Source organism: Bacillus sp. ISL-39, assembly GCF_018613295.1.
Lineage (GTDB): Bacteria > Bacillota > Bacilli > Bacillales > Cytobacillaceae > Mesobacillus.
In genome coordinates this window covers 103,999-126,977 of record NZ_JAGGQM010000019.1, presented here as the reverse complement: position 1 = coordinate 126,977, position 22,979 = coordinate 103,999, and the positions used below count along the sequence as shown (strand labels likewise).

At 41.9% G+C, this 22,979-nt stretch carries 28 protein-coding genes, 1 tRNA gene and 1 riboswitch; of the genes, 8 read left to right on the top strand and 21 right to left on the bottom strand.

The window, feature by feature from the left end; translation table 11 throughout:
• Positions 1-3: 3 nt before the first annotated feature.
• Positions 4-1,176: a S1C family serine protease gene (locus tag J7E37_RS14960; protein WP_214776529.1), complete on the bottom strand. Its 1,173-nt coding sequence runs from the start codon at positions 1,174-1,176 to the stop codon at positions 4-6.
• 179 nt (positions 1,177-1,355) lie between these two features.
• On the opposite strand from J7E37_RS14960, the gene J7E37_RS14955 reads away from it, so the two are divergent.
• On the top strand, positions 1,356-1,835 hold the full coding sequence (locus J7E37_RS14955) for a hypothetical protein (protein ID WP_214776530.1): 480 nt from the start codon (positions 1,356-1,358) through the stop codon (positions 1,833-1,835).
• 124 nt (positions 1,836-1,959) lie between these two features.
• On the opposite strand, the gene J7E37_RS14950 is transcribed toward J7E37_RS14955, so the two are convergent.
• On the bottom strand, positions 1,960-2,502 hold the full coding sequence (locus J7E37_RS14950) for a general stress protein (RefSeq protein WP_214776531.1): 543 nt from the start codon (positions 2,500-2,502) through the stop codon (positions 1,960-1,962).
• 249 nt (positions 2,503-2,751) lie between these two features.
• Complete coding sequence (locus tag J7E37_RS14945) at positions 2,752-2,904, bottom strand: YfhE family protein (RefSeq protein ID WP_214776532.1); 153 nt, start codon at positions 2,902-2,904, stop codon at positions 2,752-2,754.
• Between the two features lie 174 nt (positions 2,905-3,078).
• On the opposite strand from J7E37_RS14945, the gene J7E37_RS14940 reads away from it, so the two are divergent.
• Complete coding sequence (locus J7E37_RS14940; protein WP_214776533.1) at positions 3,079-3,651, top strand: hypothetical protein; 573 nt, start codon at positions 3,079-3,081, stop codon at positions 3,649-3,651.
• A 62-nt stretch (positions 3,652-3,713) separates the two neighbouring features.
• On the opposite strand, the gene J7E37_RS14935 is transcribed toward J7E37_RS14940, so the two are convergent.
• From J7E37_RS14935 to J7E37_RS14910, 6 genes are all read right to left on the bottom strand, one after another.
• Positions 3,714-4,487, bottom strand: coding sequence for a TatD family hydrolase (locus J7E37_RS14935; protein ID WP_214776534.1), 774 nt, complete (start codon positions 4,485-4,487; stop codon positions 3,714-3,716).
• On the bottom strand, positions 4,474-5,232 hold the full coding sequence (locus tag J7E37_RS14930; RefSeq protein WP_214776535.1) for an ABC transporter ATP-binding protein: 759 nt from the start codon (positions 5,230-5,232) through the stop codon (positions 4,474-4,476). Before J7E37_RS14930 ends, J7E37_RS14935 begins: the two co-directional genes overlap by 14 nt.
• Positions 5,232-5,993, bottom strand: coding sequence for an ABC transporter permease (locus tag J7E37_RS14925; protein WP_215024724.1), 762 nt, complete (start codon positions 5,991-5,993; stop codon positions 5,232-5,234). The genes J7E37_RS14930 and J7E37_RS14925 overlap by 1 nt, the downstream gene beginning before the upstream one ends.
• Positions 5,990-6,283, bottom strand: a complete 294-nt coding sequence (locus J7E37_RS14920; RefSeq protein WP_214776537.1) for a thiamine-binding protein — start codon at positions 6,281-6,283, stop codon at positions 5,990-5,992. Before J7E37_RS14920 ends, J7E37_RS14925 begins: the two co-directional genes overlap by 4 nt.
• 2 nt (positions 6,284-6,285) lie before the next feature.
• Positions 6,286-7,287: an ABC transporter substrate-binding protein gene (locus J7E37_RS14915; RefSeq protein ID WP_214776538.1), complete on the bottom strand. Its 1,002-nt coding sequence runs from the start codon at positions 7,285-7,287 to the stop codon at positions 6,286-6,288.
• A gap of 126 nt (positions 7,288-7,413) precedes the next feature.
• A riboswitch (TPP riboswitch) is annotated at positions 7,414-7,521 on the bottom strand.
• A gap of 89 nt (positions 7,522-7,610) precedes the next feature.
• Positions 7,611-8,663, bottom strand: coding sequence for a DUF2515 domain-containing protein (locus J7E37_RS14910; RefSeq protein ID WP_251009684.1), 1,053 nt, complete (start codon positions 8,661-8,663; stop codon positions 7,611-7,613).
• A 283-nt stretch (positions 8,664-8,946) separates the two neighbouring features.
• Between J7E37_RS14910 and J7E37_RS14905 the strand changes: the two genes are divergently transcribed.
• Positions 8,947-9,801, top strand: coding sequence for a manganese catalase (locus J7E37_RS14905; protein WP_215024718.1), 855 nt, complete (start codon positions 8,947-8,949; stop codon positions 9,799-9,801).
• Positions 9,802-9,859: 58 nt separating this feature from the next.
• On the opposite strand, the gene J7E37_RS14900 is transcribed toward J7E37_RS14905, so the two are convergent.
• Positions 9,860-9,932, bottom strand: a tRNA-Val gene (locus tag J7E37_RS14900).
• Between the two features lie 89 nt (positions 9,933-10,021).
• Positions 10,022-10,639: an NUDIX hydrolase gene (locus J7E37_RS14895; RefSeq protein ID WP_215024715.1), complete on the bottom strand. Its 618-nt coding sequence runs from the start codon at positions 10,637-10,639 to the stop codon at positions 10,022-10,024.
• Between the two features lie 133 nt (positions 10,640-10,772).
• Between J7E37_RS14895 and J7E37_RS14890 the strand changes: the two genes are divergently transcribed.
• Positions 10,773-10,994: a hypothetical protein gene (locus J7E37_RS14890; protein ID WP_214776542.1), complete on the top strand. Its 222-nt coding sequence runs from the start codon at positions 10,773-10,775 to the stop codon at positions 10,992-10,994.
• A gap of 38 nt (positions 10,995-11,032) precedes the next feature.
• Here the strand turns inward: J7E37_RS14890 and J7E37_RS14885 are convergent, their stop codons facing one another.
• The 3 genes from J7E37_RS14885 to J7E37_RS14875 all read right to left on the bottom strand — a co-directional run bounded on the left by J7E37_RS14885 (position 11,033) and on the right by J7E37_RS14875 (position 14,704).
• Positions 11,033-12,973 carry a TRAP transporter permease gene (locus J7E37_RS14885; protein WP_214776708.1) on the bottom strand — a complete coding sequence of 647 codons (1,941 nt, stop codon included), beginning with the start codon at positions 12,971-12,973 and terminating at the stop codon, positions 11,033-11,035.
• A 4-nt stretch (positions 12,974-12,977) separates the two neighbouring features.
• Entirely contained in the window at positions 12,978-13,511 is a 534-nt protein-coding gene (locus tag J7E37_RS14880; RefSeq protein WP_214776710.1) for a DUF1850 domain-containing protein, read from the bottom strand.
• Positions 13,512-13,705: 194 nt separating this feature from the next.
• On the bottom strand, positions 13,706-14,704 hold the full coding sequence (locus J7E37_RS14875) for a TAXI family TRAP transporter solute-binding subunit (RefSeq protein ID WP_214776543.1): 999 nt from the start codon (positions 14,702-14,704) through the stop codon (positions 13,706-13,708).
• Between the two features lie 203 nt (positions 14,705-14,907).
• On the opposite strand from J7E37_RS14875, the gene J7E37_RS14870 reads away from it, so the two are divergent.
• From J7E37_RS14870 to J7E37_RS14860, 3 genes are all read left to right on the top strand, one after another.
• Positions 14,908-15,633: an alpha/beta hydrolase gene (locus J7E37_RS14870; protein ID WP_215024712.1), complete on the top strand. Its 726-nt coding sequence runs from the start codon at positions 14,908-14,910 to the stop codon at positions 15,631-15,633.
• A 116-nt stretch (positions 15,634-15,749) separates the two neighbouring features.
• Positions 15,750-16,259: a YjcG family protein gene (locus J7E37_RS14865; protein ID WP_214776545.1), complete on the top strand. Its 510-nt coding sequence runs from the start codon at positions 15,750-15,752 to the stop codon at positions 16,257-16,259.
• Between the two features lie 6 nt (positions 16,260-16,265).
• A complete protein-coding gene (locus tag J7E37_RS14860) occupies positions 16,266-16,691 on the top strand; it encodes a GNAT family N-acetyltransferase (RefSeq protein WP_214776546.1) in 426 nt (141 codons plus the stop codon).
• 144 nt (positions 16,692-16,835) lie between these two features.
• Here J7E37_RS14860 and J7E37_RS14855 read toward each other — a convergent pair whose 3' ends face one another.
• Entirely contained in the window at positions 16,836-17,168 is a 333-nt protein-coding gene (locus tag J7E37_RS14855; protein WP_214776547.1) for a hypothetical protein, read from the bottom strand.
• A 222-nt stretch (positions 17,169-17,390) separates the two neighbouring features.
• Between J7E37_RS14855 and J7E37_RS14850 the strand changes: the two genes are divergently transcribed.
• Complete coding sequence (locus J7E37_RS14850; RefSeq protein ID WP_215024708.1) at positions 17,391-19,709, top strand: ATP-dependent helicase; 2,319 nt, start codon at positions 17,391-17,393, stop codon at positions 19,707-19,709.
• Positions 19,710-19,737: 28 nt separating this feature from the next.
• Here the strand turns inward: J7E37_RS14850 and spoVIF are convergent, their stop codons facing one another.
• The 6 genes from spoVIF to spoVAC form a co-directional block, all read right to left on the bottom strand.
• The gene (gene spoVIF, locus J7E37_RS14845; protein ID WP_023615234.1) at positions 19,738-19,992 is read right to left on the bottom strand and encodes a sporulation-specific transcription regulator SpoVIF; all 255 of its coding nucleotides are present in this window, start codon (positions 19,990-19,992) and stop codon (positions 19,738-19,740) included.
• 136 nt (positions 19,993-20,128) lie between these two features.
• Positions 20,129-20,266: a YjcZ family sporulation protein gene (locus J7E37_RS14840; protein ID WP_214776549.1), complete on the bottom strand. Its 138-nt coding sequence runs from the start codon at positions 20,264-20,266 to the stop codon at positions 20,129-20,131.
• A gap of 94 nt (positions 20,267-20,360) precedes the next feature.
• On the bottom strand, positions 20,361-21,077 hold the full coding sequence (locus J7E37_RS14835) for a DUF421 domain-containing protein (RefSeq protein ID WP_214776550.1): 717 nt from the start codon (positions 21,075-21,077) through the stop codon (positions 20,361-20,363).
• A gap of 23 nt (positions 21,078-21,100) precedes the next feature.
• A complete protein-coding gene (gene spoVAE / locus J7E37_RS14830; RefSeq protein ID WP_214776551.1) occupies positions 21,101-21,457 on the bottom strand; it encodes a stage V sporulation protein AE in 357 nt (118 codons plus the stop codon).
• A 15-nt stretch (positions 21,458-21,472) separates the two neighbouring features.
• A complete protein-coding gene (spoVAD, locus tag J7E37_RS14825) occupies positions 21,473-22,486 on the bottom strand; it encodes a stage V sporulation protein AD (RefSeq protein ID WP_214776552.1) in 1,014 nt (337 codons plus the stop codon).
• The gene (gene spoVAC, locus J7E37_RS14820) at positions 22,487-22,966 is read right to left on the bottom strand and encodes a stage V sporulation protein AC (protein ID WP_214776553.1); all 480 of its coding nucleotides are present in this window, start codon (positions 22,964-22,966) and stop codon (positions 22,487-22,489) included.
• Positions 22,967-22,979: the final 13 nt, after the last annotated feature.

Here is a 22,979-nt window from a genome sequence, read left to right as displayed (position 1 = left end):
AGATTAATTACTTTGTGACAAATCTTCGACTAGAGTCAATGTTGCAGCTTCTTCATTTCCATCCCTGAAAAAAGTCACTGCAACTTCATCTCCAATCTCTTTCTCGGTATATAAGTATTTACGAAGTTCTCCTGCAGTATTTACTTCTGTATCATCCAGTTTTGTGATGACATCGTATTCCTTTAACCCAGCTCTTCCTGCTGGTGATGTCGGAACTACTTCCTTGACGACAATTCCATTTTCCACACCCTCTGGCAGGTTCAACGTCTCACTGTAATATTGTGATGGGATGTCGGCCAGGGAAATTGGGACAATTCCAATATAAGGCCTCAGCACTTCTCCGTGTTCTTCGAGATCTTTTAAAATTGGCAAAGCCACATCAACTGGTATTGCAAAACCGATTCCTTCAACAGCTTCCTGGGCAATTTTTGATGAATTGATGCCAATCAATTCGCCCTGGATATTAATCAATGCGCCGCCGCTGTTACCTGGATTAATTGACGCATCTGTTTGGACTACTTCTGACTGCCAATCAATACTTCCATCCTGATCTATATCGACCGGCATCACCCGATCGGGTGCGCTGATCACACCGGCTGTAATAGTACCGTGCAAAAAGCCCAAGGGATTTCCAATAGCAATTGCAGTTTCTCCTGGCTCCAGTTTTTCCGACTTGCCAAGTTCAATAACATCTTTAATCTCATCGCCATTTACCTCCAATACTGCAAGGTCAAGCAATGGGTCAGAGCCTAGGAGTTTTGCAGGCAGCTTCTTTTCGTTTCCAAGACTAATTTCAATCTGGCTTGCTCCAGAAACAACATGGTGATTGGTTACTACATATGCTTTGCTATCCTCTTTTTTGTAAATAACTCCTGAACCAGAACCAGCTTTTTGCGGCTCGGTTCCTTCCCACATACTTCCGCCTTCGTATTTCACTACGCTGACAACCGTATCCATACTTTTGTCTACTGCTTCCTTTATAGTGGGATTCTCTTCGCCCTCATCAGCACTGACTTTTGCAGTAAACTTTCCCTCTGAATCATTCTTGGCTGTAGACACTAAATCTTTTTCAGACGAAAACGGGCCAAGCAAGAATATAAGAATAGCTCCTACAACTAAACCAGCAATGCCAGTCAAAATCAATGATCTAAAATTACTTTTTTTACGGTTATCCATTTTTCACCTGTCCTTTCCAGCTTATAAGTTGGTTAAGTTGTCTATTTGTGTAAAAAGTTGAAAATAATAAGGAAATGTGTAATATTTTTCAACTTATATGTTCGTTTAGGTTACTTGGCCATGGGTAAAATCTGTACATTGATTATAAAAAACATTCTTAAGATAGGAGGTCTCTAATCATGTTCGGCTTTTCAGACTTCATTGGCTTTCTTCTGGCACTGTTATTTATTTATCCAGTAGTTTCACTAATTCATGAGTTAGGGCATTCCTTCTTCGCATGGATATTTGGAGGGAAATTCAGTTTCTCCCTAGGGCGCGGAAAAAGAATTTTCAAAAAAGGACCCTTCAGTTTAAACAGCATGTATTTTTTGGACGCTTTTAGTGAGTATGAGCACCTTAAATGGAATAATCGGTTAACTCATTTCCTTGTCCATGCAGGTGGAATCATTTTTAATCTTGGATCAGTTCTGGTGCTTAACATCCTCATCTCACAGGGCTTTTTAGAACCTCATACTATATTTGTCCGCTATTCCTATTTTTCTGTCTGGCTGGCAACCTTTTCATTGGTTCCAGTCGATTACGGAAATGGCAATTATAGTGACGGGCTGGCCATTTACCATGTCCTGCGTTATAAAAAGTGGCCAAAGCTTACCGGATGACTTCTCTTCATTAGCAGCACCTGTTCTACTGGAACAGGTGCTTTTTGTGACCTTCATGCAAAACCATTTATCACCCATAAAAAAGAGGCATTCCTATCCAAAGGAATGCCTCTTGCCCTCCAGCTTAGGAAGTCACATACATATCAGTGTTTAATGAATTAGAGTCTCTAAAAGTGGTATGGATTTCCTCTCTTCTTTCCTCCTCCACTTCGACTAACACCAGGATATTGCCTTCCTTCAAGTATCTCTCATATTCCTTGGCGTCATCTTCCGTTACTCCGGCGCCTGTCAATGCACCAACAATTCCGCCACCTGTAGCTCCAATGGCTGCACCACTCAAGGTGGTCGCTAGCGGACCAGCGGCAGCAAGGACACCAATCCCAGGAATTGAAAGCAAGCCAATTTCGGCAATCAGACCAGCGATACCTCCAAGTACTCCACCCGTTCCGGCTCCAATTCCTGCGCCTTTGCCAGCATTTTTGCCTCGACCAGAATCATTTTCAATAACATCGACATCCGTTTGATTTTCGATGTCGTCGAGTTTATCATCGTCCTTTGCCAAGATCGATAAGTCGTTCGTATCAAATCCCATTTCCTTAAGTCTTCTAATTGCACCAATTGCTTCGTCTGAATCCCTAAATACTCCACCTACGATTGTCTTTTCCATTGACTATTACCTCCATTCTAGTTTTTACACTCTTTTGAGCGTAATGGTTTCTGTTGCGGCATTCATAGTCTCATAGCTGAGATTCTCTAAACTAAGATATATATGCCAATACAACTATTTACCATTTAACATATTGTGTGATTTTGCCTACATAGAACTATTACCCGTCACATTTTTGCATAAACATAGAGTTCTTCACCAAAAAAATTCGAAAGAGAAAAGATGGCCTAAAAGCCATCTTTTTTCTTTCTATTTACCTTTGTTTCCGTTTTCTTCTCTGTACTTATTTTCAGCCTTTACTGCTCGAGAGAATTCCTTTGCGTAAAGCACTTCCTGAGTATCAGTCAAACCATTGTTCTGTTCCGTATTCAACCCTTTGTTGGGAGCATTTTTTTTATTCATTACTTATCCCTCCTGAGATCGAATTTAGATGTTATCCATCTACTATCTTTGTACCCTGTGAATGCAGCAGTAAACGAAACCGATAGAAATGGTAACATTTCCAAGGAGATATTCCTAATAACATAGTAATGGTTTGTCCTTGCCTTTCATATGATGGTGAAAAGGAGGCTTGCGATGATTATATTTAATGCTTATGTTCTTTTTAGCCTTACCGTTACACTCCTGATTTCCATTATGCTTGTCCTGCGAAACAGAGATCGATTGACAGGCATGAATGGGATGATTATTTCAATGTTTCTCGGCATGAATATAGGATTGACTAGTGGAGTTTTATTTGGAACTGTTTATCGCGGTGATTTATTTCTCTCTACCATTCTGTCAATGCTGATAGGGGCAGCGGCTGGCACGATAACAGGTGCTTTATTCAGTTCTGCTGCAGCAATCGAAGGTCTTATGTCCGGTATTATGGGCGGCATGATGGGGGCAATGCTTGGAGAAATGCTGGTGCCTGAAAAATCGCTGATCTTGATCAATATCTTCTTAACGATTTCAGCAGCTAGCTTATTCCTTTTTAAAATACTTCCAAAAACTGAGTCATCCATTAAATCAAAAAAATATATCGTAAAACCAGTCCTTATTTTTACATTGTTTATCATCTACCTATACTCAGGAAGTCTTCTTGGGGATGACTGGATAAATGACTTGCATTTAATCAAAGACCAAGAACAGCACCAGCATCATCCCTGATTCTGTTACCGGCACTTACAATGATATAAACGAAAGGATAGGCTGATCCCATCCTTTCTAAATTATATTTGATAGAAACTTTTCACCTGGTTGTACAAACTGTTGTAAACATCTTCAACCCTGACCTTCTTAATGGCCGCAATTTGCTCGACCACCTGGTGAACCAATGAAGGCTGAGTCAGCTTATCTTGAAAAATCCCTTCAAATGGCCAAGGTCCATCTGTTTCTGGCATGATCATATGTAATGGATAAAACTCTGCAACCTCTTTGGTTTCGATTTCGTATAGGATATCTGGAGTGAATGATAAAAAATACTCGTTCTCCACCATTCTCTCCATTGTTTTTTTATCCCCTTTAAACCAATGAAAATGAGCCTTCCTTACATTATGTTTTTCCAACAGGTCACATACTGCAGATGCATCATCATAAATTGCATGAAGGATGATCGGTTTATCCAGCTTCTTGGCCAAAACAATAAATTGCTCTAAAACTTCCACATAACCCTGATAAGGAAACCTGCCTTTTGCCTTCTTCCGCAGATAATAAGGCAGTCCAACTTCACCGACAGCGACCATTTTTTCTTGATTTGCTTCAATCCAATCCAACAGTTCTGCAACTTCACTATCGGCCGGCAGAGGCTGTTCGGGATGCCATCCAAAAGCGGGATAAATATTCGGATGTTGGTCAGCGAATTTTAGATTTTCTTTGCTGGATAAAAGGTTCATAGAGACTGTTATCATACCTTCTACCTTATTTTCTGCTAACGTTTTGATAATTTGATTTTGATCTCTTTCGGTATACTTATCAAAATGAATGTGAGCATCAAACACTTTCATGCAGCCCGCCTGCCTTTAAATCTCTGTATATTTCCCGCTTCAGCTCGAGAAACTCGGTTTCCATAAGCAATGTGTCTGTTCGCGGCCTATTAAAAGATACTTCAATCTCACGAATGATTTTAGCTGGCCTAGGGGATAAGAGATAGATCCGGTCAGATAAAAAAATTGCCTCTTCAATATTGTGGGTAATAAACAGAACTGATTTCCGTTTCGCTTCCCAAATCGATAACAACCACTTTTGCATATCAAAACGGGTGAACTCATCCAGTGCTGAAAATGGCTCATCAAGCAGCAAAACAGATTGTGGGCTTAGAAGCGCCCTTAAAAAAGCGACCCTTTGCTTCATCCCACCTGAAAGCTGGCGGGGATAAGCATCTTGATAGTCTGATAGGTTTATTTTCCTTAACCAATTTTGAGCCTCTTGTTTATCAGGCTTCTGAAACAGTTCCTGGCCTAGCAAAACGTTATCAGTTACCGTCCTCCAGGGCAAAAGCGAATTCTGCTGGGGCATATATGCTATATTCCCTGTTTCCCCATTAATTTTCCGGTCATCAAGAAACAATATGCCTTCCTCAGGTTCGATCAAGCCGCCAATACATTGAAAAATGGTGCTTTTACCACTGCCAGAAGGTCCAATAATGGAAACAAATTCTCCTTCTTTCACATAAAAAGACAGATCATCAAGCACTAACCCTGTGTCTTTGAAGGATTTACTGACGTTTTCAAGTCTGATTTTCACTTCCATCATTCCTCACTTTTGACATTCCATTTTATTACATTCTTTTCAATCATCACAATTACACTGTAGAGCAGCATGCTGAAAAAGATAATAATGAAAATGGCAATAAACACACGATCTGTCCTGAAGGCTGAGGAAGATAGTGTCATAAATACGCCAATTCCCTTCTCAGCTCCCAGCCATTCTGAAATAACCGCACCCATGACGCTGTAAGTCGCTGCTATTTTCAATCCAGAGAACAGAGGGGACAGTGCATTAGGGAGTTCAAGCTTCGAAAATGTCTGGAACCGTGTGGCGCCTGACATCCTCATGTAATGAAGAAGTTCTCCCGGAACATTGCTGAAACCATCCAATGAAGCAATAGTGACCGGGAAAAAACAAACTAGAATGATAATGAGCAACTTGGGCAAAAAGCCGAAACCAAACCAAATGACCAACAGAGGGGCTAAAACGATAATCGGTACATTTTGCGATAGAATCAACAATGGATAAAATGCATTTCTCATAGAAGGTATCAAGTGGAGTATCATGGCAATCAAAAATCCGATGGTTGATCCCAGCAAAAGCCCGGTAATCGCCAATGTCAGGGTTGCTCCTATATCCGGCAAAAATAAAGGATAACTCCCTGCCGCTTCCTTAAAGATGACAGAAGGAGCAGGCAGCAGCCATGCCGGTATCTCTTGTACAAGAGTAATCATTTCCCAAAACAAGAAGAAAAGGAGGAGGACCATAAATGGCCGCCATCCTCTATTCCATAATGTGTTCATTGCCGATATTTCTCCGTCAGCCTGCCCATCGTAATTCCCTCTGGCTGATATAAGACTTTCACCTGGGATATGACATTCGGAGCTCCAAGTTCAATCATCTTTTTGTTCATCTCAGCTATCACCGCTAACAGTTGCTCCAGTTCACCCTCCATTGTTGTTTCCAGCGGATGGACTTCATAATTTACACCAGACTTATCAATGATTTTGATTGCCTCATCCACCAATCCAATGACCTCCTCTGCAGAAGAAGCTTTAGGTATGATTTGTACACTCACTAACGCTGTTGCCATCATCAGTTCCCCCTTTCTGGTAAAAATTCATTGGTAAAGGCTTTTTCAGCTTCTAATTCCTTCTCCAAAAGGTCATTCTCAAACATCCAATCACTATAATTCTGCCAAACCTCCAGCTTTTGCTCACCCCAGCGCTCAGCGTCATCCTGGTATCTAGGGGATAGCCATTCTTGGCTTCTCTTCACCAGTTCTTCATCCAAATCAGGTACCGCCTTAATCAAAATATCTGCACTGTCAGCTGGATGCTCAATCGCAAATTCATAACCCTCTGTTAGTGCAGCCATAAATTCTTTGACTGTTTCCGGATCATCTTTGATCATTTTTTCATTCGTGGTGATGACGGGTGTATAGTAGTCCAGTTTCTTTGAGAAATCTGTTAGATAAACCATATTGATCGATTCATTACGAATTTCCGCCTCAACTCCTGTCCAACCATAATAAATCCAGGCAAAATCAATATCACGATTTACCGCTGTAAAAAAGTCAGAGTCTCCCATATTAACAATCTTCACTTTCTCGACATCGGCATTTTCTTGCTTCATCAATGAATTGATTACAGCTTTTTCAATTGGCGATCCCCAGCCGCCATATGTTTTGCCTTCAAAATCCTTTGGTGAAACTATATTTTTAGCCTTTGGAGAGGCAAATCCAGATGTATTATGCTGAATAACAGCCGCCAGTGAAACAAGCGGTATCCCCTGGATTCTAGCCTGCGTGATTCCTTCCTGGTAACTTACTCCGAATTCCGATTTTCCTGATGCGACAAGCTGGTCTGCTCCTGCTTCCCCCGGGAGGATTATATTTACGTCCAAACCGCGATTCTTGAAATAGCCTTTTTCTTTTGCGACATAGATTCCCGTATGGTTTGTGTTCGGCGTCCAATCAAGCACAATTGACACCTTCTTCAATTTGTCTTCCTTCTCCATTGATGACTGACTTGAAGAACAGGCAGCCAGACCCCAGACTAACAAAAATGCAGAAAACAAGATTAATAATTTCTTCATGTTTTTCCCCTCTTCTCTATTTGTTTGACAATGAAGGCGGAAAAGAAGGCTAAAGTAAAGTTAATAAAATAAAAAATGCGCTCAGGGAATCCCAAGCGCATGAATAAATCCATAATAAACGAAAAACGTCTATCAGAAGATGTTCCCTACGCTGGTACTAACCAGATCAGGTTAAAGGGTCAGCATCTATGGACACTTTCTCAGCCGGCACTTCCGGCTCCCCTACATTTCCTATTCTCCAATTGTCATCTCTACTATATAGAATGTTTTATGATTCGTCTAGAAAAATAAACCGTTTTCTTCTTCATATAGTTAAACATATCTTAATCAATGATAGAAATAATCTTCTTCGCAGAAGCGGCAAGTTCCAGCTTTTCAAGTGTCTGGCAGTAATCATATTCTATATTTCCAATAGAAGGTTCTTCTATCCCGGTAAGATAATTCAATACTTTATAATCACCGAACCATTCTCCAGCCTCTGCTTCAGGATGTGTAACGTTTTTCCAGGTGTTTTGAAGTTTTGGGCTGTAGATTCTTCTTGCCCCTGGTTTTAGCTTGCATGAACTCAATTTAATTTGATAGTTAAGTCCGGGAATTCCTTCATGCACATCGTTGAAGATATGAGGCCAGTAATTTTTTCTTGAACCTGTATGAGAATGTGCCGTGGCCCACTCTTCCACTTTTTTCAATACTTCTGTATCAAAAAGGATGGCATACAGTCTTTTTCCTAATTGGATTCGTTCATGCAATGATTGAAACTGATTCACTGTCTGCCCAGCAAGTTTAGTCACACCATAGTCATTGTAGGGGAAAAGAATTTGATTGAAGGACAAAAAATCCTGTATCTCAAACTCCAGGGTACTGAATACATCCTTGATATAGTTCTGGTTTTGGATGACTCTATTTTCAATATAGTTCTGTTCATTGATAATTAAACCAATTGTGAGCAGGGGTGAATTAGATGATACCCAATAATAATCCCATATCGTCTCAATAAAGACCGAAATATTAAAGTGGGGAAGCAGCCTGAATAACGGTTCTTTCCTTTTAAGACTTTCTTCATAAAGCAGCAGCTGTGGAAATGCATCCTGGAAGATAAGCCAATTCCCTCGTTCAAGGAATGAGAAAAACGAGCTTTTTTCTTTTTTGGGTAACAGCCTTGTTAATAGCTCTGCTTTTAAATCTGTCATGCTCCATCCGGCATTCCTTGAGACCATATGGGCCAGTAATGCCCAATTGATTTCCGGGTGCTTCTTATAAAAGTCCAGGTAGGCTTTCGTTCTAGTAATATTGTTTTTATTTAGTTCCTTGGTCTTCAACTTTATCTCTTGGATGATTTTTCTCTCTTCTTCTAAGGGGTTCTTAGTCAAGTTCATTTTTTGCCTTCTTTGTAATTTTTCATGAATCACTTCAATAGGCGACTTTACTTTTCTCTTAAAAAAGGATATTGTTCCTCCCCCCTCATTCTGGATTTCGATTAAACCATCACCACAAATAAGATCCTTTTCCATTCTATTTCTTTCTTATTAAATAAATGAGCTAAACACAAAAGAAATACAAACCTGGAATTCCCCTCAGTTTTGCAGGTCCAAGTTCCTTAAACTGAAATCGCCCATATCATAGCAGTGGAGTGTGAATTTCGTTTTGGGGAGGAATACGATGTTTTATCACGTTAAGGAATTACAGTATCAAGCGAAACCGGAAAGGCCAGACCCTGTCTACGCCAAAAAGCTGCAGGAAGTTATTGGCGGACAATTCGGGGAAATCTCTGTTGCAATGCAATATTTATTCCAGGGATGGAATACGCGCGGTGACGGAAAATATCGGGATCTCTTGATGGATACCGGTACAGAAGAGCTGGCCCATATTGAAATGCTTTCTACCATGGTCGCCAGGCTGTTAGATGGAGCTCCTGTTGGCGCACAAGAGGAAGCAGCAAAGGATCCGGTGATGAAAGCGATTTTAGGGGGCATGAATCCACAGCATATCATCGTATCAGGTTTGGGAGCAATGCCGGCTGACAGCGTTGGAAACCGTTGGACGGCAGATTACATCATCGCGAGCGGCAATCTTCTCGCAGACTTCAGGGCTAACCTGAATGCTGAGTCCCAGGGCAGGCTCCAGGTCGCCAGACTTTACTATGAAACGACAGACCGCGGCGTAAGGGATATGCTATCCTGGCTGCTGGCAAGAGACACAATGCACCAAAACCAGTGGATCGCTGCTATAAAGGAATTGGAAGCAAAGGAAAACGTAGTGGTGCCAAGCACCTTCCCGAAACACCTGGAAAAACAGGAAGTTTCCTACGTGCTGTTTAATCTTTCAGAGGGAGACGAAAGTGCGGCTGGCAGATGGGCAAGCGGAACCAGCATGGACGGCCTTGGCACATTCCAGTACGTCCAAAATCCTGCTCCATTTGGGCCAAAGCCAAAGCTCAAACCAGCACCTCCTTATATTTTTGATACACCACCAGCTGTGATGAGGAATGAGCAAATACCACCAAACTTGATGTGAGAGATGAAAGAACAAAAAAAGCTTCAATCCTTTAGAAAAGGATTGAAGCTTTTTAGTATGATTCCTACTGGGTTCGAACCAGCGACCTCTACCCTGTCAAGGTAGCGCTCTCCCAGCTGAGCTAAGGAATCTTATTAAGTTTGTCCTATTTAGTGAGGACATTTACTAATATATACTGGATTGATAGGATTGTCAATAATGTTTGCATAAAAATCATGATTTATAAATTCTTAATTGCCCTAAGTACACTTTCAATATATACATCCTCATGTGGAACAAAGTCGTGTTTCTTCACAAGCATGCTATGCGATTTCTTTTCATGATCCCCGCTCACCAGGAAACCTTCAACTTTTATTTCCTCAACCGTCCCAAACCATAAATTTTCAAATACAGTCAGGCTTGCCATCATGATGCCCGCAACTTCTTCTCTTTGCAGCCTGTATTGATCAAAAGACTTATGCTGGTCATACAAAAAAACATGGCATAATTCATTATCAATAAATCCTGGAATGTTCAATGAATCTTTGATTACCCCTAAAGAATGCAAATCCTCCAAGGCCAATTCAATCCCAAGTTCCTCTTTCACTTCTCTTAAGCCATCCAGAGGACTTTCATCAGCAAGTATGTGTCCTGCTGCAGTGATATCCAACAAATCAGGATAATCCTTTTTAGCCGAACTGCGGACTTGAAAGAAAAGAAAATCTTCATTGCCTATTCTCTCTGTTAACCAGCAATGAAAGGTTTCATGCCAATATCCTGCTTTATGTACTTCTGTTCTCGTACCCGTTCCCATCCAATTTCCCTGTTCATCAAACACCTTAAGCATTTCATTTTCCACTCATAACACCTCCCTCCTAAATCATACCATATATTCTCCGAAAAATATTACGAACAAGCGTTCTAAAAAAGATTGAATAAAGAACGAATGTTCGGGTATAATGTAATTAGAAATTATAAGGAGTGGAAAACGCATGAATGGCCTTCTTGAACAATCATTTAATGAAAACCTTCCTGTCGAGATGATCTATCTTGCAGCAAATAACCAGATTACCCAGCGGAGAGTTATTGTAAAAGAGTTGCACGATCGTTATTTTAAAGCATATTGTTTTCTCAGAAAGGCAGACCGCCTGTTCAAAAAGGAACACATACTTTCAGTTATGCCTGTAAGACGCAAGTTGCTTAAATCAAGCTAAAAAAAGAAGCCCTTCAGTAAGGACTCCTTTTATATTGATTAGTTTGCAGTCTTTGGTTTCACTGAGTCTTTATCCTTGATGATCACTTGGAGTGCAACAAGGAGAATGAATAGGCCAAGACCGATTATATCTGTCATACCTTCTGGGTAGATCAGCATAATACCTCCGACGATTCCCAGCACTCTTTCCCACCAGAATAATTTCCTCAGCCAGTATCCGATTATGCCAGCACCAATCGCCAGCATACCTGAAATGGCAGTGAATACCACCCAAATTAATTCTGTCCAGCTTGTGTCGATCATCAGGAGTTCAGGAGACAACACGAACATATAAGGGATGATAAAAGCGGCGATTGCCAGCTTGGCCGAATTCACACCGGTCCGCAGCGGTTCTCCGCCGGAAACACCTGCCGCCGCGAATGCTGCAAGCGCAACAGGAGGAGTGATATCGGCAATAATACCGAAATAGAAAACAAATAAGTGAGCAGACAAATCTGGTACACCCAACAGGATGATCGCAGGTGCTGCAATTGTTGATGTGATAACATAGTTAGCCGTGGTTGGCGAACCCATACCCAAGACGATTGCTGCAAGCATCGTCAACATCAAAGTTGGTATCAAATAACCGCCTGAAAGATCAAGCAAGCCATTTGCAAGCTTCAACCCTAGGCCGGTTTTCGTAACTACCCCAACAATGATACCAGCCGCTGCTGTAGCTGCCGCTACTCCCAGAGCTGTCCTCGCCCCATCGACAAGTGCATCGATCGCATCTCTAAATCCGATTCTCGTCTCTTTGCTAAAAGAACTTACGACAATCGTAGATAGGATCGACCACAAAGCAGCACGCATGATACTCATGCCGCTCACCATCAGGATAATAACAATCAGGATAGGCAAAAGCAGATAAATCTTTTTAAGAACTTCTTTTCTGTCGGGCATTTCTTCATCAGATAAACCGCGCAGCCCAATTCTCTTCGCTTCGAAGTGGGTCATGATCCAGATACCAGTAAAATATAATAACGCCGGGATCGTCGCAGCCTTGGCGATATCCCAATAGGTGATTCCGCCACCGATGAATTCAACCATCAGGAAGGCTGCTGCTCCCATGATTGGAGGCATCAGCTGACCCCCGGTTGATGCCGCTGCTTCAACAGCACCGGCAAATTCTTTACGGTAGCCGAGCTTTTTCATCATCGGAATCGTAAAAGAACCGGATGTAACAACATTAGCCACTGAGCTTCCGCTGATTGTTCCCTGCAGGGCGCTGGAGAAAATCGCAACCTTAGCTGGGCCTCCAGTACTCTTGCCCGCAACAGCAACAGCGAGATCATTGAAATATTGACCTACACCCGTTTTTACCAGGAATGCCCCGAACAATAGGAACAGGAAAATAAATGTTGATGAAACACCTAATGGAGTTCCTAAAATACCCTCGGTCGTAAAGAACATTGTCTGGACGAGAGATTCCAAATCAAGACCTCTGTGCGCCAAAAACCCTGGCATATAAGGTCCAAAAAGGGCATAAGCCATGAATAAGGCTGCAATAATCATGATCGGCAAGCCAACCGTCCTTCGTGTCGCTTCAAGGACCAGCAGGATAGCGGCAATACCAATGTAGAAATCTGTTGGTGTCAAACGGCCGACACGGTTTACGAGTTCCTCAATCATCACTGGCCAATAGGCTCCGACAGCAACAGCAATCACCGCCAATAGCAGATCATACCATGCCACCTTTTTCACCTTCAGATTCTTCTTCCTTGCCGGAAATAACAAGAAAATCAGTGCCAGAGCGAATCCCAGGTGGATCGAACGCTGCAGCTGGGCAGTCAGGACACCAAATATGGAGGTGTATAGCTGGAACACTGAGAAAGCCAGAAGCCCGAAGAAAACAACCCATCCCATCTTGCCTGCTAATTTTCTAGTTGCGGCTTCCGGATCATATTTCTCCAGAAGCTCTTGCTGTTTTTCTTGAGATACCATTTCTTCATTTGTCGTCAAGGATATTCACTCCTTCCAATTGCTTCAATAAACTAATTTTCTCAATCTTTATCCGTACCCTTGTTCCTGGTTCAATCGCCTTTGACAAGGGGTACGTTATGTCTTCATAAATCAGGGTGTGGTTAGCCCGGACCTGGCCCAGCCGCATATCAAAATGCGAAAATTCCCTGGTCATATTTGTAATATAGTACTTGCCATCCTTCATCTCAAAGTTCTCTCCATCCGCAACTTCAGATGGCATACCGATCGCAAAATCTTCGTACTCCAGTTCGAACTGTCTGATTCTTTGGCTTTCGGTAACGTTGTAGCTTTCAATCACATCTGACAGATGGATCGAGTGCTTATACTTTATTTTAAAGGCTTCCCCTGTATTTATCGGTACATAGCAGAGTATATCATTATTTTCAGGTGTAAGAAAAACCAGAGCTTGCTTGTAAGGGATATTGATTGAGATAATTGCTAAAAAAATGATGAGGGTTAACAGAACGAAGATTTTTGATTTAAACCAGTTTATTTTCATATCATTAGCCTCGCCTGTCCATTGTCTCCGATGGAGTGCTTTCTTCAATACAGTAAAAAATAGACCGTTTGGAAGTTCGGTCTATCCTGCCTTGGTTTTAATCCATATGGCCTTTCTTTGCGAAAAGCCTTCTTGTTAAGGTGAATTGACCGGATAATACCCTCTATGGGCACGATCCGGTCATGTTAAAACAATTACTCAGCGGCCTTGATACCTTCTTCATCATAGTACTTCTGTGCACCTGCATGGACTTCAATTCCCACACCGTTCAGTGCATTTTCCGGCTTGATTTGCTTAGCTTTTGCGTGTGTTACCTGGTCAAGATTTTCAAAGATTGACTTTGTAATGTCATAGACAAGGTCCTCTGACAGGTCTGCTTTTACAACAAGCATCGCAAGAACTGCCACTGTAGGCACTTCTGAATCCAGTTTGTATGTTCCAGAAGGGACTGCTTCTTTTGCATAGTACGGATACTTTTCAATCAGCTCATCAGCTTTGTCAGCTTCAATTGGTACAATCACAACATCTTCAGTTGCGGAAAGCTCTTCAACAGCCGCTGTAGGTGTTCCAGCTGTGACGAAAGCCGCATCAATATTGCCATCTTTAATACCATTAACTGATTCATCAAAGCTCAAGTCCTGCTTTTGGATATCATCCAGTGATAGACCGTGGACTTCCAGGATTTGTTCAGCATTCGCTGCAGTACCAGAACCTGGCGCACCGATTGAGACCTTTTTGCCTTTTAGATCTTCTACTGATTTGATTCCTGATTTTGCTGTAGTTACGATTTGAATTGTTTCAGGATACAATGTTCCGATTGCTTTAATATTGTCAATTTTGTTTCCATCAAACATCAGCTTTCCTTCTGTTGCGTAGGAAGCAATGTCAGTCTGCGTGAAGGCGATTTCACCTTTACCATCCTTAATGCTCTGCATGTTTTCTGCAGAAGCTCCTGTTGTTTCAGCATTTGTGCTAACCCCAGTTGCGTCAGAGACGATTTTGGCAAATGATCCGCCCAACGGGAAGTATGTACCACCCGTACCACCAGTAAGGATGCTCATGTATTTTGGTTTTTCTTCTGATTTACCTTCTCCGCTGCCCTCTTCTTCAGAGCCGCCGCCGCCACATGCAGCCAGTACCATTGAAAGAACCAGCATCAATGCAGTGAACAAAAGAAACTTTCTTTTTTTCATCAGAATTCCCCCTTATAGAAATAGAATTGTTCAACCTAATCTTAACATAAGACTTCACACAATTGTCAAACATGTTACTTACATACTATCTTTCTTATCCGATACAAATAGATTGCCATAAAAGATTTTTGAAAATACATATGCTAAAATCGTGTTGACGGTTAAAATATAATATTGCAATTGAAAGATTTGGAGGTAAATGAATGGACTTTCCAATGGGTAAAATAGAAGAAATCGTGCTTCAAAGCAAGGAACTTGGAGAAGAAGTGCCCATGCTGGTATACTTGCCTGCCAACTATTCTCCCTTATATAAATATTCATTATTGATCGCTCAGGATGGCCGGGATTATTTCCAGCTGGGCCGAATCGGCAGAATTGCAGACGAGCTCCTTGGCAAAAAGGAAATTGAAAACGTCATCATCGTGGGAATACCATATGAATCAGTCGAAGACAGAAGGCGCAAGTATCATCCAAAAGGTGAACAGCATCAAGCCTATATCCGTTTTCTGGCTCATGAGCTTGTACCATACCTCGATGAACAATACCCTACCTATCAAATGGGGATGGGCCGCGCACTGATTGGCGATTCACTCGCAGCCACAGTTTCACTGCTTGCAGCACTCCAGTATCCACACACATTTGGAAAGGTACTGCTGCAATCACCGTATGTAAATGAGGAAGTAGCTTCGGCTGTCAAGGGCTTTGACAAACCAGAATTGCTGCAGATTTACCATACTGTTGGTGACCAAGAAACAGAAGTAAAAACGAGCTCTTCCAAAAACAAAGACTTCCTGACACCGAACAGGGAGCTTTCAAAGAAATTCAAGGATAGAGGCTTTGGCTATTTCTACGATGAATTCAGCGGGGACCATACATGGACCCATTGGCAGCCTGACCTTAAGAGGGCAATCAGGCATATGTTTTCATAATATATGCTTCTTTATATTATATATTTTGAAAATTTGTTATAATGAATGGTAAATCATATTATATGTTTATCAGTTAATCGTTCTGCACTACACTTTATGAAACGGGGGTACCGGAGATGAAATTCGGAATTGTCATTTTTCCATCGAAGAAAATCCAGGATTATGCAAATTCAATGAGAAGGCGCTATGATCCTCACTATGCGTTAATCCCGCCTCATCTAACTTTAAAATCCTCCTTTGAAGCAACGGAGGAAGAGATCAAGGAAATTGCCAGTAAAATCTATACCATTGCCAGGAACTTCAATCCAGTCAACATCAAAATCTCTAAAATCAGTTCCTTTAAACCCGTAAATAACGTAATTTACTTGAAGGTTGAATCACCGGAAGAATTAGAAAAACTTCATATAGAACTTAAGTCTGCCTTTGACGGCGATCAGGAGTATAACTTTGTACCACATATCACCATCGGACAAAAAATGTCAGATGACGAACATTCTGATGTATATGGCTCATTAAAAATGACGGATGTAAGCTTTGAAGATACTGCAGACAGGATTCATTTGCTTTACCAGCTTGATAATGGCTCGTGGACAGTATATGAAACATTTCGTCTTGGAAAGGAATAAACAAACGTGGAAGTGAAAATTGTTAACAACGAACAAGAATTAGCAGACGCATTCGAGGTACGCAAGGCAGTCTTCATCCATGAGCAAAATGTTCCGGAAGAAGAAGAAATCGATCAATTCGAATCCGACTCTGTCCATTTTGTGTTATATGATGATAAAGGAAAAGCAGCTGGCGCAGGGAGATTCCGGGTATTGGACGGTATCGGCAAGGTCGAACGGATTTGCGTTTTAAAAGAGAATCGCAAAACCGGCGCTGGTGTCGCCGTCATGAATAAAATTGAGGAGTATGCCAAGTCACAGGGCATATCGACCTTGAAATTGAACGCACAGACACATGCTATCCCATTTTACTCCAGACTAGGATATGAAACGGTATCAGAAGAATTCATGGATGCCGGAATTCCGCACAAAACGATGAAGAAATCTATTTAAATTAAGTGAAACTCCATTCTAATATGAGTGGAGTTTTCGTTTTCCCTATTTCCAACTAAGAGCAAAAAGCCCATTGGCTGATTAAATTTAATTATCCACAACAAATTCATCTCCGTAACAACAAAAAAAGCACAACAGCTGAGTTTAAATCGACTCGCTGTAGTGCCTTCCTTTTCCCGTTAATTCAGCATATGCTTTGCTGACAACTAAGGGATTTACCTTTTTCTTATAAACACGATCCGTATTAGAGAAACTAGTATCCGAGGCCGCCAGCTGCATTCGTGCAACAGGCTGCTGGTCCTTCCGCTTTTGCATTGGCGCAATGGCTTGCTCTTGTTGTTCCTGACCCTTTTCCACAGGATCTTCTTTACGGACCCTGCTCACTTTTTGAATCATAAATGGATCATAATCAGTCCCTATTTCACGTTCGGCATATTGTATATATTGATAATTTGTCACTGGAAGAATGTATCCCATTTTGATATCCCCCAAGTTATATTATTTATATTCTCACTATATTCTTCTTTTCCTTTTACCTCTTTATGACCGTAATAAACCACTGATGAGAAAAATTTTCCTATCATCCGTCATGATAAAGAATTCCTAAAGTCATTTACCGAGCAGAAAACACCTTTTGTTAGAAATTATATTCTGCTATGATAAAGATTGTGCTATTTTTGGTCGGAGATGAGGGAAAACATGAAAACAGCCAAGTATAATCATCAGATAATAAGCCTTGATCAATATCACCGCGAGGACTATCAAAAGCTATATGATGATGGAAAAAAAGGAATGCTTACCTGTTCTGTATGCGGAGGACCTGTCCGTTTTTACCTCGGCATCAAGGACAAGCCACATTTCTACCATCATCTTTCCACAAAGGAAGATTGCAATAGACAAAGTGAATCCTCCCTTTCAGTCCAGCCGTCCGAGAAAGCAGAATATATCGAACGAAATGGCTTCCGTATCCCAAAGTCCCGTTCCATTACGGCTGAAGCAGAAATAGAGGAAAAGTTCGTTTCTTCTCGCGAAGTAAAGATTCCTTCACCATTTACTCCGCACCCACCGGCTAAGCCAGGGGTAAAGCTAAACTATTTAAAACAGCTTAGAGAAGCAGAAATCCATTTTGATGGCAACCAGGAAAAGGCTGTTGTTTCTACAGAGGGACCATTATTGATTTTGGCAGGTGCCGGGAGTGGCAAGACGAGAGTACTGACCGCGAGAACGGCCTTCATGATTGAAGAGAATAACATTGATCCAGGTTCTATCATGCTTGTTACCTTTACTGCGAAGGCTGCAGCTGAGATGAAGAAACGGATTGCCAATTACCCGGGAATGTCCCCTGCTAAGGTCAACCGGCTGATCGCTGGCACCTTCCATAGCATCTTTTACCGAATCCTTTGTTTTCACGACCGTGAAAATTGGTCATCTGACAAGCTGATGAAAAAAGAATGGCAGCGGGAACAAATATTAAAGGAAGCTGGCCGAAAGCTCCAGCTTGACGAGAAAGAGTTTGCTTATGACCTGGCTCTCCAGCAAATCGGTTTATGGAAAAATACGATGATCATGCCAAATGAAGTGAAGCCGGAATCTCCATGGGAAGAAAAGGTCGCTTTGCTGTATAAAGACTATGAAGCTGCTAAAGACAAGCAAAAATTATACGATTTTGATGACATGCTTCTCGGCTGTTATAAGCTTTTTAAGGAAAAGCCAGCAATCCTGGAGAACTATCAAAATCGTTTTCACTATTTTTTAATCGACGAGTTTCAGGATATCAATAAAGTTCAATATGAACTCATGAAAATGCTATCTGACAAGAATGGGAATGTATGCGCTGTTGGCGATGATGATCAGTCAATCTATTCATTCCGAGGCAGCGATCCTGCCTACCTGTCCAAGTTTAAGACAGACTTCAAACATACTAAACTAATCATATTAAACCAAAATTACCGCTCGCCGCATGAGATTGTAGAGACAGCCAACACTTTGATTTCCGCGAATCTCATACGTCACGAAAAAGAAATGCGGGCGCAATTTTCCGGTGAGTGCCCGCCGGTAATCTTCCACCCTTATGATGAAGAAGAAGAGGCAACGATGATACTGACGGATATAAAAGAGCGAATTGAACAGGGTGAACGCCCAGGTGATTTTGCCATCCTGTTCAGGACGAATGCAGCCAGCCGCGCAATCTTCGAGAGGCTCGCGAATTCCAGCCTGCCCTTCCGTCTTGATCAGGACATAGAATCCTTTTACGAGCGTTTCATGGTTAAAGGAATGCTGTCATTTTTGCGTCTAAGTATGAATCCTGACGATCCTGATTCAATCAAAAACATTTTGCCATCTCTCTTTTTAAAGCAGTCGATTTTCCGTGATTTACAGGCGAATAGTATCCTTAACGATTGTTCAATGCTTGAAGCACTTGCCTATGTAAAAACTGGCTTCGCTTTCCAGGAACAAAAGCTGAAGAGGCTCATTCCGATAGTACGCTCGCTGTCACCTCTATCACCAATTGCGGCAATCGATATAGTCGAGAAGGACCTTGGCTATCAGGACTTTATCAAAAAGCGCGGAAATGAAGGCAATCAGCTTGAAAAGGGCTCTGATGACATCCGGGATTTAAAAGTAGCTGCGCGCAATTTTAATACCGTCGGAGAATTCCTCGAGCATGCTGACCATATGACGGCCATGAACACAGAAATCAAGCGAAGCAGCAGGAATCACACTGATGCTATCACCCTCAGCACCATTCATCGCGCTAAGGGGCTTGAATACGGAAACGTCTATATTATCGGAACAGTAGACGGCAGCATTCCACATGATTATGCTTTGGATGCATATCGTAATGGGGACCAGCTCCCTCTGGAAGAAGAACGCCGGCTGCTCTATGTAGCAGTAACAAGAGCAGAGAAGAACTTGTTCATTTCCGTTCCACAAAAGAGACGCGGAAGAAAAGCTAACCCTTCCCGCTTTTTAGCGAATATTAAAAGAAAAATGCCAAATCAGGACCTGGGGATTTAAACTCAGGTCCTGATTTGACATTCAAGAATTACTTTTTATTGATCATTTTGGAGATCTGGCCAAAATCAAGCTGTTTTCCATCCTTGACAATGGATTCCACAATCTTGTCTTCCATTTCTTTACTTACTGGCTTGTTAGCCATTTTTGAAACACGGCGGATAACGCCTCTTACTGTTTGCTCATCTTTAAAATTCGCATTTTGTAATGAATTCGCTAACTCAAATACATCATTCATATTTACGCCAGTCTTTTTTTCTATATTCTTGAAGAAATTATTATCCATATAAAATCACGCCTCCTTCTTTAACTACTCTATAGTATGAAGGAAGCAAAAAAAGGTGAAAGTGAGCTGATAAAAATCAGCAATCCCCCCTAACAAGAAAAAGCTGTCCCGAATGGAACAGCTTTCCTACTTACATTTAGTTGTAGAAGCTTGCTCCTACAATAATCAACAAAATGAACAATACGACGATCAATACGAAAGTGGAGCCGTAATAGCCGCCACCGCCGTAGCCGTAGCCGCCGCCGCCGCAAAAGCCACCAAAACCGTAGCCCATTCTTCTTCACCTCACTTTTTATTACTCAATAGCAATATATGTAAGGCTTAACGAATACGTATGGGCGAGCCCCCACCCATTTAAAAATCGTGGGTTAAATATGATCAAAATCCGGGAAATGACCTGTTAAATATTCATCATATAGGTCAATTTTAAGGTTTCCATTAGAATCCACTTCAGCGTAAAAAACTTCCTGTGGCTTGTTCCCTTTTTCATGGATTTTTGCAATTAAAGCATTTCTATCCAGACCAACCCGCCTTAAATTTTCCTCGATAAAATTACCGTCCATCAAAACGGCAACCGAGGGAGTCTCTTCTTCCATTTGTATTTTGTAATCCTCATACTTTAAAGGCTGTTTGGCTTTCTTCAACAAAACACTCAATTCTCCATTCGAATCAAGCGAAGCAAACTCAACATCAGCCACTTTAAATACACTTTTCTTGCGGAGTTGTTCCAGGAGTTCATCTATACTGTATTTCTCTTTTCGCATATTCTTTTCGAGAATATTGCCCTTCTCAATGAAGGTTGTTGACTTCCCCTCAACTATTTTGCGGAATAGTCTGCTTCTTAAGGATATTGTTGAAATCGCCAAAGGGACGAACGACCAGACAACCAGGCTGGCAATTCCGTCCCTCAAGCTCAAATCAGGGTCCATCGCTAATGTGCCAGCAATATCTCCCACAGTGATACCAACGATATATTCAAAAAATGACAGACTCGACAATTGCTTTTTTCCAAGAAGCTTAGTGATGATAAATAAGCCTACAATCAGCAAGATGGACCTTATGATGGTTCTAAGAATATCCGGCATTAGATCATTCCTGTGACACAGAATCAGCCTTTTGGCTTAAAGATAAGGGCGCCGATAAAGCCAAAGATCACAGCAGCCGATATACCCGAACTCGTGATTTCGAACATCCCTGTCAGGACGCCGACCAAACCGTGCTGCTCTGCCTCCTGCAACGCTCCGTGCACAAGTGAATTTCCAAAGCTTGTAATTGGAATCGTAGCACCTGCTCCGGCAAAATCAATTAAAGGTTCATAAAGCCCAAAACCGTCAAGGACAGCCCCAATAACCACAAGCAGACTCATCGTGTGCCCTGGTGTCAATTTCACAATGTCAAACATCAATTGGCCAAATACACAGATCAAGCCTCCGATAACAAAAGCCCAGAAAAACATTGGCAGCAATTTGATTCCTCCTTTTTAATTCATTTCTATAGATACTGCGTGGGCTATACATGGAATGGTTTCATTTTGCTGGAAAGATAGCGGTGATAACAGAGCTCCTGTCGCAACAACAAGGATTCTCTTATAGACACCATTATTCATCTGGTTTAGTAAATGGCCATACAGGACGGAAGCCGAGCATCCTGCTCCGCTGCCTCCAGATTGGACCTGCTGGTCATCGTTATAAATCATCAAACCGCAATCCTTAAATTGTTCCTTGGTAATCTCTAGTCCAGACTGCTGCAAAAGCTCGTATGTAGTAGCCTGTCCAATCCTTCCAAGATCACCTGTGACAACCAAGTCATAATAGGAGGGTTCTCGATTAAAATCTTTAAAGTGGGCGATGATCGTATCAGCGGCTGCAGGAGCCATTGCCCCGCCCATGTTAAAGGGATCAGTAATCCCCATGTCCACTACTTTCCCAATAGTCGCAGAGGTGGTTACGATTTTCCCCTGCTTTTCCGGATTGTCCGTTAAAACAGCCGCTCCGGCTCCGGTAACAGTCCACTGTGCTGTCGGTGGCTTTTGTCCGCCATATTCTGTCGGGTAGCGGAATTGTTTTTCTGCCGCCGAATTGTGGCTTGATGCGCCGGTTACAGTCTTCTTTGCTCCCTGGTAGTTCACAATAAATGATGCTAGCGCAAGGCCCTCCATTGAGGTTGAGCAGGCACCGAAGAGGCCGAAATATGGAATTTCCATCGTCCTTGCCGCAAAACTGGTCGGTGTGATCTGGTTGATTAAATCCCCTGCAAGCATAAATTGCATATCCTCTTTGTTGAAATTCCCTTTCTGCAACGCAGACTTAATTGCCTCCTCCAGTAAAACTCTATGTGCTTTTTCGTATGAGTCTTCTCCCATCCACAAATCATCATGCAGGACATCAAAATCAGCTGCCAATTTTCCCTCAGCCTCGAAAGGACCGCCTGATGAGCCCCATGATTCAATGACAGGCATGTTAGCAAATTGCCATGATTGCTTTCCAATCAACATTTACAGCACCCCCATCATCGTCAACAAAGTTTTTACCAGAGCAACGACAAAAGCGGCAAAGACACCAAATAAAATGACTGACCCTGCCAGTTTGAACATGTTTCCGCCGACACCGAGGACAAAACCTTCAGTTCGGTGTTCTATCGCCGCTGAGATGACGGAATTCCCAAAGCCAGTAACCGGTACAGCACTGCCCGCTCCTGCAAATTGTCCGATATGGTCATATACACCAAACCCTGTCAACAGCATGGAAAGAAAAATCATCGTAGCAACAGTCGGATTACCAGCTGTTTGTTCTGTAAAATTAAAAAAGTAGATATAAAAATAGGTGATTACCTGACCTATTGTACAAATCAATCCGCCAACCAAAAATGCCTTGATACAATTTTTAACTACTGGGCGTTTTAGTTCATGCTTTTGTTCCAGCTCCTGATACTGCTGCTGCTCAGGTGTCATCTTTTGCTTTTTTTTATCCCCCATTTCACCCATCCTT